Source organism: Mesorhizobium sp. B2-1-3A, assembly GCF_006442655.1.
Taxonomy (GTDB): Bacteria; Pseudomonadota; Alphaproteobacteria; order Rhizobiales; family Rhizobiaceae; genus Mesorhizobium.
Window position 1 is genome coordinate 33773 of record NZ_VFWK01000011.1, and the last position, 13067, is coordinate 46839.

A 13067-nucleotide genomic window follows, 5' to 3' on the forward strand; every position below is an offset into this window, starting at 1 on the left:
ACTTTACTAGGGCTGCGTGTAGCCATAGTAAAGTGTTAAATTTTGGCGACAGTATGACCACTCGAACAGCTCTTCTGCTCACCCTGTGTGCCGCTACAATGCCCTTGGAAGCGCACGGCCGGGATCTGGCATCAGACCGCGTCGCGGTCGCCTTTGCAACGCCGGCGCAAGCCCTTACCTCAGTCGGGGCGCAGAGGCCTGGGGCGTGCAAGACCGGAAACCGTACTGAAGTCGCCGAACTTGTGCGTTCAGTCGCGCTGGACGAAGGCTTCGACGCCGATCTGGCCGAGGCGATCGCATGGGCTGAAAGCGATCTCGGCGCCAATCAGGGTCCGTCCAAGGCCGGAGCCCTTGGGATCATGCAGTTGATGCCGGGGACGGCGGCCGATCTCGGCGTGAGCGACCGTTGCGATACGCAGGCGAATGTTCGGGCTGGCTTGCGCTATCTGAAGTCACTCTATGACGAGTTCCAGGATCCGCTGCTGATGCTGGCGGCATATAACGCCGGGCCCAACAGCGTCTACAAGGCGCAGGGCATTCCGGTGAATCCGGAGACCGCGGAATACATCGTGAAAATCCTCAACCGCTGGAAGTTCGGCGGTGTCGCGAAGAAGCCCGTCCTGACCAAATCCGAAATGCTCGCGGCCGGTCCGCCAGCAAGCGGAGACGCTTGGCAGGAGGGTCATGTCATGGATTTCGGCAACTGAAAGGAGCCAAGGGTGGAATACAGGAAAGCAGGCAAATTTGCTCTGAAACTGGCCTTGGCCTCGGCGGTCGGAATAGCTCTGGCGCCAGCCACCGCATACGCCCAATCGGCGGCGCCAGTCGAAAATGTGCTGCAGTGGTTCGTCGGCGTTCTGCAGGGCAACATAGCGCGCTCATTTGCCATCATCGCGGTCTGTTTTCTCGGCTTCCTCGCCATGACCGGCCGGCTGGCGTGGATGATGGCTTTTTCCATCATCATTGGCATCGCTCTGATCTTCGGCGCTGCCCAGCTGGTGGATGCGGTTCGCGCCACGGCGGGAGGCGGCTGAGCCATGAACGACGAGGAAGTCTATGTCGAGCCGGTCAGCCTTCCACTGACACGCCCCGCGATGAAATGGGGCGTGCGCTATGAAGTTTTTGCGCTGAACGGCATCCTGGCGGTGATCGGCTTTATCGCCACGAGCAGCTTCATGCTCGGTCTTGGCGTGTTCGGGGTGGTGCATTTGGTCAGTGCATATCTGTGCCAGCGCGATCCCTACATCTTTCATATTTTCGAGCGGCGCGTCTCCAAACGCGGAGCGGTGGCGAACCTCACTTTCTGGGGGGCGAGGAGCTATTCGCCATGAGCCTCGATGCAGACCTGAAATTTGGCCGTGAGCGCCGCCGCGAAAAGCCGGCTGCGATGCACATCCCCTACCTTCGCCATGTCGATGACAATCTGATCGTGACGAAGAGCGGCTTTCTGGTCGGCGCCATCCAGCTCAGCGGCCTGCCGTTCCAGACGATGGACCAGGCCGAGTTGAACAGTCGCATGTTCAACCGCAACACCACAATCCGCAACTTGTCGACCTCTCGATTTGCCGTCTGCACAACGATCATCCGCCGCCATGTGACGCCGGAGATCGAAGGCGACTTTGACAATCCTTTCGTGGCCGAGCTCGACGCCCGCTACATGGACGAGCTTGGGTCAAAGAACCTTTTCGTCAACGAGGCGTATCTGACGGTCATACGCCGCCCGATGGTCGGCCGGGTCGGCTGGGTAGACAAGGCGCTTAATGCATTCCGTATCAGCACCGCTGGCGAAGAAACCCGCGAAGAGGCAATAGCCGAACTGCATGACATCCTCGACGGCATGGTCAAGGATTTCAGCGCATATGGCGGACGTCTTCTCGGTGTCGTGAAGCGCCGCGACAGCTTCTTTTCCGAGCCCGCCGAATTTCTGGCGAAAATCCTCGCCGGTGGCGTCGACGTGGAAATGCCTTTGCCGCGCATGTCCCTTGGCGATGTGCTGGCGACGCGGCAGCTGTTTTTCGGCAAGTCGGCGCTGGAACTTCGCGGTCCGGACCAAGCCAAGCTCGGCGCCATGGTGTCAATCAAGGAATATCCGCCGTTCACCGCGCCGGGCTCTTTGGACGGTCTGTTGCGACTGCCGCATGAGTTTGTCCTGACGCAGAGCTTCGCGATCGAAGACCGTGTCACGGCGATGCGCAGGATCAACACCATCGCCAACCAGGTCGAGGGTTCCGACGAGGCGGGCACGACGGTCGAGGTCTCCGTCCACGACGGCGCCGACAAGCTGGCCGGCGGCGAAGTCGTTTTCGGACAACATCACATGAGCGTCATGGCATTGGCGCCGGACATGACTGGGCTCAACCGTGCGCTATCCGACATCACGGCCGAACTTTCGCGCATGTCGATCGTGCCGGTCCGCGAGACACTGAACACGGAACTGGCCTTCTGGGCGCAGTTGCCGGGAAATTTCAGCTACATCGCGCGACGTGCGTTGATCTCGTCGCTGAATTTCGCCGGCCTTTTTTCAGGACACAATTTCCCGTCCGGCCAACGTGAGCGGCTGCATTGGAAACGACCCATCGCCTTGCTCGAGACGACCAGCCAGACGGCCTACTATTTCAATTTTCACGTTCACGATGTCGGGCACTTCACGGTGTTCGGCCCGACCGGCTCGGGCAAGACCGTGGTGCTGTCGTTTCTGATGGCGCAGGCCATGCGCATCATGCCACGGCCGCGATGTATCTATTTCGACTATATGCGCGGCGCCGAGATCTTCGTTCGGGCGCTCGGCGGTCGCTACGAGGTGATGGAACCTTCTCAGCCGACCGGGTTCGCGCCATTGCAGCTTGATGACACGGCAGAAAACCGTTCGTTCCTGGAAGATCTGCTCATCTACATTCTGACGCCGGAAAGCGGCGCGCTGGATGTGGCGGAGATGCGTGTCATCAACGCCGCCGTCGACATGATCTACAAGATCCCGCGCCAACAGCGGACCTTCGACCTGCTGCCGGAAGTGCTGCGCGGCTCGCTCATGCCTGGCATGAATGATCTGGCGGCACGCATACAACCCTGGCTCGACCCGAAGGACAAGGGCTGGCTTTTCAACAATCCCATCGATCTCATCGATTTCTCGAAGGCCGTTGTCGGCTTCGACATGACCAAGATTCTGGGTGACCGAAAGCTGCGCTCGGCGGCGTTGCTCTACATCTTCCACCGTCTTGAGGAGGTCATCGACGGCTCGCCAATCATGCTCTTCCTCGATGAAGGTTGGAAGCTTCTGGACGACGAGGTTTTCGCCGCTTTCATCAACGAGACGCTGAAGACCATTCGTCGCCGCAACGGCGTGGTCGGCTTTGGCACGCAGACAGCAGAAGACGTCGTCAACTCCTCCATCTCGTCGTCACTGATCGAGCAAACGAAGACCAACATTTTCTTCCCCAACCCCAAGGCGAGCAAAGAATCCTACGTGGAGCGCTTCTCGCTGACAGCGAAGGAATTCGAGTTCGTGCGCCGAACCGCGAAGGAAACACGCACCTTCCTCGTCAAGCACGACAGCGACTCGATCGTCGCCAAGCTCGATTTGTCGGCAATGCCCGATCTCATCAAGGTCTTGTCCTCGAACGAAGCCAACAGCAAGGAATGCGCACGGCTCCGGGAGATCTTCGGCGACGAGCCGGAGATGTGGTTGCCTTACTTCTGCGGATGGGAGGACGAGCATGACGAAGCGGCTTAGCAGCTTTTGTCTGGCCGTGGCTCTCGCGACAGCGGAAAGCATGAGCGTGGCTGTCGCTCAGATCGCGGTCATCGACGGGCCTAACCTCGACAAGCGGCAAGAGGACGAGCAGCACAGCACTAAGTCGGACGAGGCCAAGAGGGACGAAACCGACAAGAAGAAAAGCGTCGTCTGCACCTATTCGAACAAATACCGCTCACAGATGTTTCGGCGGTCGCCTGCCGAAGCGTTGCAGCGCGACGCGGGCAACGTGAAGATGATCCGGTATTACGCGCAAAAATGCGGCGTGCCCGAAGGGCTGGCGCTGTCCGTTGCCTATCAGGAATCGCGCTTCGACACATGCGCCGGGAGCCACACCGGCGTCAAAGGCGTCATGCAGCTGACCAAGGGCACCGGCAAGTCCATGGGACTTGACCGCGACGTGAACGAGCAGAATGTCGAAGGCGGCGTCAAATATCTCGGCATGGGTGTCAAGCAATGCGGGGCGACGAATTACAGCTGTCTCGCCTCCTTCTACAACGGATCGAATGCTGTCGAGCAGAGAGGGTGGGCCGGCGGTGTCGGCCGCTGGAACAGCTACTTCAACGACTATGTATCGAGCGGCAAGGCCCCGGCGGCCGCACCGCCACCGTTCTCGATCGTCGCGGCCGACGGCGCGGGCGGCACGGCGCAGGACGCGGCCATGGGCACGGTGAGGAAGGCGGCTGGCGGGCTCGATGCAAGCTCATCGCAGATGGGCGCCAACAATGCTGCAATCAACGCGCTGTCGGGCAACGTTGGCCAGATGACCGAATACAAGGACGCCTGGGAGCTGAACTCATCGGCTCGTGGGATCAACGCTGATGTCACCAACCAGTACCTCGGCCAGGCGGGGGATTTTACGGCGTTGCTGGCCCAACTTCTGTCGTTGCAGAACGTTCAGGCATCGCAGTCCGCAAAGCTGGTGCAACCGCCAAAGAGCGGCTCTCCAAATCCGTTCTCCTGTAATCCCACCGAACTGGAGCGGTTGAGGATCGATCGCGGCCGGTGGCTACCATGCGCACTTGAAAACGCGGGGGCAAGCTCGGCCGACAGCAGCTCGACGATCATCACCAGTGATCCTGCCGGCGCTGCCAGCGTGATCAATTCTCTACAGCAATAGGAGGCTGACATGAAAAAATTCGCGATTGCTGCCAGTCTGGCGCTTTGGGCAAGCACGGCCCACGCACAGATTGCCGTCATTGATGGCGCCAATCTCGATGTCGCCCGCAAGAATGCGGACAACACCAACTCCATCATGGATTCGAACAAGGATATCCTGAAAAAGAGCGAGGAGATCCTGCAGGCTCTCAGCGGCAGTCGTGACGGTTCGCTCGGCATCGGACAGATGGGCCTTGGCGGCAACATGTCGATTGCGCAGGCTCCGTCGTTCGGATCGATCCTGAATGGCGGCGCGCTTTCGTTTGGTGGCCTGTCGCCCGAAATCCAGAAAATCGCCGGCGCCGTCATCAACGGGCTCCAGCTGGTAAAGCAGCTCCAGCAGATCGCCGGCAAGGAGACAAGCGCCGTCAACACAGCCTATGGCGGCAGCGTCAACGTGGCCTCGCTGCTAAGCGCGCTGACGTCGCAGGCCTCGCAGGGCGTCACCCAGCGCCAACAGTCCCTCCAGTCCGCGAGTGGGCAGATCGGGCAGTCGCAGGACGTCAAGGGATCGGTGGACCAGAACACACGAATGCAGCTGGAAAACGCGCGCGCCGTCAACGAATTGATCGGCGTCCAGAACGGCGCGGTCGCGGCCCTGAATGAGAAGCTGAAGGGGGATCTTCTTCGCCAAAGCCAGGTGCAGAAGATGATGACACCGCGCAACGTCAATCCGTTCGCGGAATTTGGCAAGAGCGGAGGCTAGCGCTTGTCGAGGCGAGTGCTGCGCATATGCGCCGTGATTGGGCTCGGCACCGTGCTGTTTGGATGCGCAAATCGCGAACTGAAAGCGCCGTGCGGGCCTTTGGCGTATGCCCACACCGACGAATGCGGTCCGCTGAAGCCAGTCAATTCAACGCCGTTCACCAGCATCATTGACGAGGATCCATGAACGGTCTCGCCGCAAGCATTCTAGGTGGCATTGACAACATCGGTGAGGACTTCGTTCGCACCGTCTATATGCAGTTGGGCAATGCGATGGGCAACGTCTTCACCCTCATGCTGACCCTCTATATCGCGTGGTGGGGCTACTCGATTCTGAGCGGGCGAGAGTCGATCTCGCCGCTCGAGGCGGCTTATCGCCTCGGCCGCGCCGTCATTATCTATCTGCTGCTGACTGGATGGGGCACATTCTCCGCGACGATCTACCAGCTTGTTCAAAGCATTCCAGATGAGGTCGGCAAGGTCATTGTCGGCGCCGTGTCGCGAGCCACCGGCAATCAGCTCAACGACCAAGCGGCAATTCCAGCGCTTATCGACAACCTCTATCAAGGGGCGCAGGACGTCGCCAATCAGGTTTATAGCGGATCCTTCTACGACATTTTTGGCGCGCTCTTGTCGCTGCTCGTCCTGCTGTCTGCCATCATCTTCGCAGCGCTTGCCATTGCCGCGATCATCGCCGCCAAGGTGATGTTGTTCATCACGCTGGCCTTGGCGCCGATTTGGATCATTCTTTGGCTTTACCGATGGTCCTCGCGCATGAGCGAAGGCTTTCTTTCGCTGACCACCTTCCTGATGATCCAGCAAATCCTGATCTACGGCTTTCTCGGTTTCTACTTCTCGCTCGTCAATGCGGCGCTGAACACCGCCACGTCCGGCGGAGCGACCATGGACAGCAAAATGTCGCTGGTGCTGCCCTTGGTGCTGGTGACGATCATCGGCATCTACGTTCTCATGCAGATACCCTCGATTGCTTCGATCCTGAATGGCGGCGGGTATCTCAGTACCACGGGCGCTCGGCACTCATATGGGACGTTCGGCAGGAATGCCGTGCGCTATTCCGGCGCGCGATGGGCCGCAGGCCGCGCCGCTCGGGGCGCCCGGCAGCTCGCGACAAACAGTTTTCGATCTTCGCGAGCAGCGAGGGCGGATGCCGCAACCCGGTCCGCCATCCAGCAAGGTGCGCGCGATAACTCCAGGCCTCTGGCCTAGGACACAAGAACGATCACCGATCGCGGCGTGGATCAGAGTGCGTCGCTCAAACGAGGCAATAGTAAGTGTCAACTCCATCGGAAACAGCTGCTAACGGCGGCAGCGAGCTCGTCGACAGACGCTATTACAGGGCGGGCGCGACCTGGGAAGACGACACGCACAGGTCAATGCGGCGATCGCGTACATTGGCCTGGATCGTCAGCGGCGTTTCCGGACTGGTGGCGGTGCTTTCGCTGCTGGCGCTCGTGCTGATCCTGCCGCTCCGGCAGTTCGAACCGTATGTTGTCGAGGTCGACAAATCGACGGGCTACCTTGAGATCATGCGCGCGCTCAAGCCTGGTGATTTATCTCAGAACGAGGCCGTCACCGCGGCAAATCTCGTCCGCTACATCAGGGCCCGAGAAACATACGATTCCCGTGAACTGAAACAGAATTACGACCTGGCGCAGCTCTACTCCACCGACGCGGCGTCCAAGGATTTGACATGGCTGTACACGCCAGCCAATCCGCAATCGCTGGACAAGACCTATGGCCGCAATGTCACCGTCGCTGTCGAGATCAAGTCGGTTTCCCTGCTCAATCGCAACACGGCCTCGGTGCGCTTTGCCACGACGACGCGGCGGGACAATTCATCCACCGCCGACAATTGGGTGGCGGTGATAAAGTTCCGCTACACCTCAACACCGCTCAAGAACGAATGGCGTTTCGACAACCCGTTGGGATTTCAGGTTACGGATTACCGCCGCGACCAAGAATCGGCGCCAGCGGCGGGGAGCCTGCAATGAGACGGCGCGCGGGCCTCGTCCTGTCGGCCGCCCTTCTGCTCGGCACGATCCACGGCGCGGCCGCACGCGACGGCCGCATCCGATATGTCACCTTCAACAATGACGACGTGACGTCGGTGCGCGCCGCTCTTGGGATTTCCACGATGGTCGAACTCAGTCCGACCGAAGTCATAGAAACCGTGTCGGCTGGCGACACGAAAGGCTGGTCAATCATCCCCAAGCGCGGATCTCGATTCCTCTTCGTCAAGCCGCTGGAGCGCGATGCATGGACCAACGTCAACGTGGTCACCAACCGGCGCGTCTATTCCCTGCTGCTGCAGGCAACTGACAATAGCCGTGACCGGGCATCCTTCCAGGTTCGGTTCAAATACCCGGACGAGGATATCAATGCGCGCCTGCTCTCACAGGCCAAGGAGAGCGCCACCGATCCGGATTTGAAGGAGCTGAATTATGCCGATCTCAATTACGACTACGCCTACAAGGGCGACGACAGCCTGAAGCCGCGCACCGTATTCGACGACGGCACCAAGGTGTTTCTGGAGTTCAAGGGCGACATTCCGGCGATCTTCATTGTCGACGACAAGCGCCATGAGTCGCTGGTCAACGTTCGCACGCAGGGCAAATACACCGTCATCGACAAGATCGCACGGCAATTCACCTTGCGGGCCGATGGCAAGACGCTCTGCCTCTACAACCGAGCGCGACCCAACGCCATCGATCCCGTCGAGCAAGTCTACGGTCCAACGAAACTGACAGGCGGTTCCACCCTGTTCGGATCCAGCGGAGGACGGTGATGACGCAGATCGACTATAACCAACTGGATGGCAGCCCAACGGTCGCGCGCCGTGGTGCGGGCGTGGGTACCAGGATCGCCCTGGTCAGCCTCGGCGTAGTGCTGGTAGGCGCGCTGATATGGCTCAACTGGCCCCGGGAGCCTGTATCGCGCGATCTTCGCAGCGATGGCGAGGAAAACTTCAATCCGCCAGAGTTCCGCCCGCCGGCGTTGAACAACCCGCCCCAACCTGCCGACGGCACGATCGACCAGATCGTGGTGCCGCCACCGGCTGACGACCAAAAGGACACGCAACAAGCCGATAATGTCGATCAGACCGTTCAGGAGGGAACGGATCTCGATGCGCAGCGGCGCGCACTGGAGCAGCAAATGGCGGCCGAGGAAGCTCGCCGCAAGGCCGAGGCGGAAGAAGCCCGCCGCAAGGCCGCGGCTGATGACGAGGCTCGCCGCAAGGCTGAGGCCGCCGAGCATGAAAAGGCCGTGTGGGAACGCCTACGATCCAACCAGATGGTGACAAATGGTGAAACCGGCTCGACGGATACCGCCGCCCAGGCGGCACAGGCCGAAATCGCGCCCGACGGTCAGATCGTCCCGGTCCCCGGAGCCGACAGTGATCCCAACAAGGCATTCCTGGCACAGTCCGAGGCAAGCTCTTCCGGCATCGTCAAAGCAAAAATCTTCCGACGCACCGATGCGTTGATCCCAGAGGGAACTATCCTTCGCGGCTATTTGGAAACCGCTGTTAACACCGACCTTCCCGGCGCGGTGCGCGCTGTCGTGCGTGAGGACGTGTTTTCGCTCGACGGCAGGCGGATCCTCATTCCGAAGGGCTCGCGCCTCACCGGAGAATACCGCTCGGGGCTTGCGCGCGGACAAAAGCGTGTTTTCATCGTCTGGAACAGGATCATTCGCTCGGACGGCATTTCCGTCGATATCAAGTCGCCCGGTGCAGATGCGCTCGGCCGCGGTGGCATGGGCGGCCGTGTCGATACACATTGGGTTGAACGGTACGGCAACGCCATCATGCTTTCGGTCGTTGGCGGCGTCTCTGAATATCTGTCTTCGCTTGGCGACAGCAGCCAGGACGGACAACAGCGTCAGGTGTCGACGACCGATCCCGTGACCGGTGAGACCACGACCGTAACTTACGGTGGCAATGGCTCGCAGCGCGACGCCCGCGGCATCGCGTTCGACAAATCATCGACCGCCCTGCAGCAACTCGCGCAAGAGGCTTTTCGCGACACGCAGAACATTGGCCCGACAGTCTACGTCGACCAGGGTACATCGATTGTCGTGCTGGTACGGCGAGATCTCGATTTCTCGGATTTGTACGCCGATCCCGTCCAAGAAGAAGTTGCGCGCCTGAAGGCAGGTGGGCGGCCGAAGACAGCGATCGACCCGACGCCCCTCTACGCGACGCCAAAGGATCATTTTTATCGCGGCTATGGGAGTCCGGTGAAATGAACGCCCTGCATCCCCTCCCCGACCCTTGGGCACGAGCCCCGGTCCTGCGCGCGCATCTGGAGCCAATATGGTCCTATTTGAACGAAGACTCGGTTTCCGAGATTGCGATCAACAGGCCAGGTGAATTGTTCATCGAACGCCTCGGCGCTAAGGAAATGGAGCACGTCGTCAAGCGCGAAGTCACGCCCGGCTGGATTAGGCATATCTCGACGGGCGTCGCCTTGCGACAAATCAGGTCATCAACGAAGAAAAACCGGTCCTGTCGGCAGCACTACCCTCAGGCGAGCGCATCCAATGTATCTTGCCGCCGGCGGCTCCCGAAGGCGGGGCGATCTCAATCCGCAAGCAGGTCATCATGGATATGAGCCTTGCTGCCTATAACGATCTCGGCGCGTTCGAAAATACGGCGATGGGCAGCGGCCTGGCGCTTTCAACCGAAGAAAAGCGACTTGTCGAAATGCTGCAGGACACCTCGCCGATGGAGTTCCTCCAGTATGCGGTGCGCAACCGCGTCTCGATAGTCGTTTCAGGCGGCACGTCGACCGGCAAGACGACGTTCTTGAATGCACTCCTGAAGGAGATCCCGGCTCATGAACGGATCATCACGATCGAAGACACCCGCGAACTGAGGCTGCCGGCTCCCAACAACGTCACCCTGATAGCCTCGAAGGGCGACCAGGGCCTTGCCAAAGTCTCCGCGCAACAGCTTCTCGAAGCCTCGCTTCGCATGCGACCCGACCGTCTGTTGTTGGGCGAGTTACGCGGCGCTGAAACCTTCGCGTTTCTGCAGGCGATCAACACCGGCCATCCGGGCTCGCTCACGACCGTTCATGCCAATTCCGCCCGGTCCGCCTACGAGCGGCTGGCGCTCATGGTCATGCAGGGCAGTACGGGGCTCTCACGGAGTGAAATCCTCGATTACTTGCGCGAGGTCATTCCGGTGGTCGTCCAGATGGTCCGCAGTGAAGGCGGACGGCGCGGTATCAGCGAGATCAAGTTCACCAAGGCGGAGACGATCTAACGAGGCCATCCATGCAGAAAATCGCAACAGCAATTTTCATGGTGCTCATGGCGATGGCCCTAGGCGTCCTGCTCTTCACGGTCGCCTATGCCGCGACAGATTGGTACCGGACGGGCTCCCACGTCCTGTTCGACCAGCTGAACGCCAATCCCTTGCCGGTTGTTCGTCTGGCCTGGGCTGACGTAACTGCAAGAAATTTTGACCGGGTGAAATACGCCATTGCGGCGGGATTTGTTGGGTTTCTCTTGCCACTTGTCAGCTTGTTTCTCATGCGCCCGAGAAAGCGCAATGACTCTCGCTTCATGACGATGAACGACGTATCGAAAACTGGCCTGACGAAAGTTGGCGGCGTCTTCGTCGGTCGAGCCGGCGGCAGGCTTGCCGACATTTTGTCACCCGGCCGCGATCATCGCTCCGGCAAGATCCGTTTGACGCAGCGCAAGCTGATCGGCGGTAAGAAATTGTGGATTGATGGCGATGATGTCGGCGGCTTCGTCATAGGGCCGCCGCGCTCCGGTAAGGGCACGTCACTCATCATCCCGGACGCCTTGACCTGGCCGCATTCGCTCGTGGTTCTCGACCTGCGGGGCGAGACCTATGCGGCCACCGCCGGTTATCGTTCGACCATGAGCCGCGTGGTGCGTTTCGCGCCGGCTGATCCAGACGGCAATACCGCATGCTACAATCCGATGGACTTCATCTCGCTGGACTCAGCTCAGCGCGACATCGACCTCCGCAACATCGCTGCGGCGCTTTTTCCGCGCCCCCCTTCGAACGCGGATCCCTACTGGGTCAACGACGCCCGCCTCCTTTTTACCGGCATCGCGTCCTTCGTCATGGAATCGCCTGCCATCCCGAACGAGAAGAAGACCTTCACCACAATCCTCGAGATCATGAACGGCGTCGAGCAGCCGCTCCTGGAGTTTATCGGCTCGCTGCGCGAGGATCGCCGCCGCGAATGCTCACATTTCACCCTGCAAACCCTGTTGCCGTATTTCGAAATGTCCGAGCGGCAGTTTTCCGGAATTTACGCCGGCGTCCGAACCGGCATGGCCCCCTTTCTTAACGAGCGCCTGATGCGAGCTACCTCGCGCAGCACGTTCGATATTCGCAAACTCAAGCGCGACCGGATCTCTCTTTATCTCGACGTACGGCGCGAGCAGATCACCTCGCTTGGACCGTTGTTCAACGTCCTGATCACGCAGATGATGAACTTCATGTCGGAAACCATGCTGCGTCCGGACGAGCATCCGGTGCTTGTGCTGCTCGACGAGTTCCAGAACCTCGGCAAGCTCGAGAACGTGACCGAAATGGCGAGCGTGCTCGGTGGCAACGGCGTTTCCATGTGGTTTTTCGTGCAGTCGCTGAAGGCTGTAGACGAGATCTATCGCCAGGAAGGACGCAAGACGCTCATCAACGCCGCTCGCGTGCAGATCTTTTTCGGCGCGCAGGACGCCGACGATCTGCGCTACGTTTCCGAGCAGCTCGGCGAAACGTCGGACGCGCAAAAGGACGTGACGCGCACCAAGGCAACGTTGTTCGACACTTATTACACCCGCTCGGAGCACCGCAAGGTAGTGCGGCGGCCCCTAATGCGGCAAGATGAAATCCGGACGCTGGACAAAAACAAGGTCATCATTTTGCCGCGCGGTGAACTGCCAATCCTCGGCACTCGCAATTTCTATTTCGCCGACGGCCAGCTCGCCAAACGCGCGTTCATGCCCCTGCCCGCCTCTACGGACGCTTCGCGCACGAAAAGCCCTGCATTGGACGCTTCCGCGGCGGTTCCATCTCCTGCGCTCCCGGCGATTGTGCCGAAAGCGCCGAAGTACCGCTCAGGCCTCTTGCAGACCCGCCTGCGGCGCGGCGCAACCTTTGCCGCAAAAGCAGGCTGGATAGCTCCGCCACCGGGCCGCCGCGCACTCGTAAAAGATCGGCTGAAAGCAACAGATGCTGCAGCCATACCAGTCTATGCCGCCATAGATTTTGCCGCTTTGGCGGCCAAAGCGGTGACAACACGCATAGCGCCCGACAAAGAAGCAGCTGTTGCGGCGATCCTGAACAAGGTGCGGTCTCTCCGGGCTCACGCATCCGATATCGAGGCTTTCGATAGGAATTTGAGCGTCGTCGAAGATACTTTGCCTGATCTAGTCGATGGGTAGG

Annotated in this window: 12 protein-coding genes; all 12 read left to right on the forward strand. The window is 60.0% G+C overall.

The annotated features are described in order from the left end of the window. Window positions 1-32 precede the first annotated feature (32 nt). The 12 genes from FJ977_RS33585 (at window position 33) to FJ977_RS33640 (ending at window position 13066) form a co-directional block, all read left to right on the forward strand. Entirely contained in the window at window positions 33-707 is a 675-nt protein-coding gene (locus FJ977_RS33585) for a lytic transglycosylase domain-containing protein (protein ID WP_140776796.1), read from the forward strand. A 12-nt stretch (window positions 708-719) separates the two neighbouring features. Then, the gene (locus FJ977_RS33590; RefSeq protein WP_140776798.1) at window positions 720-1034 is read left to right on the forward strand and encodes a TrbC/VirB2 family protein; all 315 of its coding nucleotides are present in this window, start codon (window positions 720-722) and stop codon (window positions 1032-1034) included. A 3-nt stretch (window positions 1035-1037) separates the two neighbouring features. Beyond that, a complete protein-coding gene (locus FJ977_RS33595) occupies window positions 1038-1331 on the forward strand; it encodes a VirB3 family type IV secretion system protein (RefSeq protein ID WP_140776800.1) in 294 nt (97 codons plus the stop codon). Then, the gene (locus FJ977_RS33600; protein WP_140776802.1) at window positions 1328-3730 is read left to right on the forward strand and encodes a VirB4 family type IV secretion system protein; all 2403 of its coding nucleotides are present in this window, start codon (window positions 1328-1330) and stop codon (window positions 3728-3730) included. Before FJ977_RS33595 ends, FJ977_RS33600 begins: the two co-directional genes overlap by 4 nt. Beyond that, entirely contained in the window at window positions 3714-4871 is a 1158-nt protein-coding gene (locus tag FJ977_RS33605; protein WP_140776804.1) for a lytic transglycosylase domain-containing protein, read from the forward strand. The genes FJ977_RS33600 and FJ977_RS33605 overlap by 17 nt, the downstream gene beginning before the upstream one ends. Window positions 4872-4880: 9 nt before the next feature. After that, window positions 4881-5615 (forward strand): type IV secretion system protein, encoded by a 735-nt coding sequence (locus FJ977_RS33610; RefSeq protein ID WP_095776133.1) that lies wholly within the window; start codon window positions 4881-4883, stop codon window positions 5613-5615. A 182-nt stretch (window positions 5616-5797) separates the two neighbouring features. After that, window positions 5798-6841, forward strand: coding sequence for a type IV secretion system protein (locus tag FJ977_RS33615; RefSeq protein ID WP_140776806.1), 1044 nt, complete (start codon window positions 5798-5800; stop codon window positions 6839-6841). A 65-nt stretch (window positions 6842-6906) separates the two neighbouring features. Next, window positions 6907-7626 carry a type IV secretion system protein gene (locus tag FJ977_RS33620; protein WP_140776808.1) on the forward strand — a complete coding sequence of 240 codons (720 nt, stop codon included), beginning with the start codon at window positions 6907-6909 and terminating at the stop codon, window positions 7624-7626. Further along, window positions 7623-8420 (forward strand): TrbG/VirB9 family P-type conjugative transfer protein, encoded by a 798-nt coding sequence (locus FJ977_RS33625; RefSeq protein ID WP_181180152.1) that lies wholly within the window; start codon window positions 7623-7625, stop codon window positions 8418-8420. The genes FJ977_RS33620 and FJ977_RS33625 overlap by 4 nt, the downstream gene beginning before the upstream one ends. Then, entirely contained in the window at window positions 8420-9883 is a 1464-nt protein-coding gene (virB10, locus tag FJ977_RS33630) for a type IV secretion system protein VirB10 (protein ID WP_140776812.1), read from the forward strand. The genes FJ977_RS33625 and virB10 overlap by 1 nt, the downstream gene beginning before the upstream one ends. Before the next feature lie 259 nt (window positions 9884-10142). Next, on the forward strand, window positions 10143-10904 hold the full coding sequence (gene virB11, locus FJ977_RS33635; protein WP_246683411.1) for a P-type DNA transfer ATPase VirB11: 762 nt from the start codon (window positions 10143-10145) through the stop codon (window positions 10902-10904). A gap of 11 nt (window positions 10905-10915) precedes the next feature. After that, window positions 10916-13066: a type IV secretory system conjugative DNA transfer family protein gene (locus tag FJ977_RS33640; protein ID WP_140776814.1), complete on the forward strand. Its 2151-nt coding sequence runs from the start codon at window positions 10916-10918 to the stop codon at window positions 13064-13066. The last annotated feature ends 1 nt before the right edge of the window (window position 13067 follow it).

What these genes read in the sequence shown, in the direction of transcription:
- FJ977_RS33595 (WP_140776800.1), top strand. Translation starts at nt 1,038, where the DNA reads ATGAACGACGAGGAAGTCTATGTCGAGCCGGTCAGCCTTCCACTGACA.
- virB10 (WP_140776812.1), top strand. Translation starts at nt 8,420, where the DNA reads ATGACGCAGATCGACTATAACCAACTGGATGGCAGCCCAACGGTCGCG.
- FJ977_RS33640 (WP_140776814.1), top strand. Translation starts at nt 10,916, where the DNA reads ATGCAGAAAATCGCAACAGCAATTTTCATGGTGCTCATGGCGATGGCC.
- FJ977_RS33610 (WP_095776133.1), top strand. Translation starts at nt 4,881, where the DNA reads ATGAAAAAATTCGCGATTGCTGCCAGTCTGGCGCTTTGGGCAAGCACG.
- FJ977_RS33605 (WP_140776804.1), top strand. Translation starts at nt 3,714, where the DNA reads ATGACGAAGCGGCTTAGCAGCTTTTGTCTGGCCGTGGCTCTCGCGACA.
- FJ977_RS33600 (WP_140776802.1), top strand. Translation starts at nt 1,328, where the DNA reads ATGAGCCTCGATGCAGACCTGAAATTTGGCCGTGAGCGCCGCCGCGAA.
- FJ977_RS33615 (WP_140776806.1), top strand. Translation starts at nt 5,798, where the DNA reads ATGAACGGTCTCGCCGCAAGCATTCTAGGTGGCATTGACAACATCGGT.
- FJ977_RS33625 (WP_181180152.1), top strand. Translation starts at nt 7,623, where the DNA reads ATGAGACGGCGCGCGGGCCTCGTCCTGTCGGCCGCCCTTCTGCTCGGC.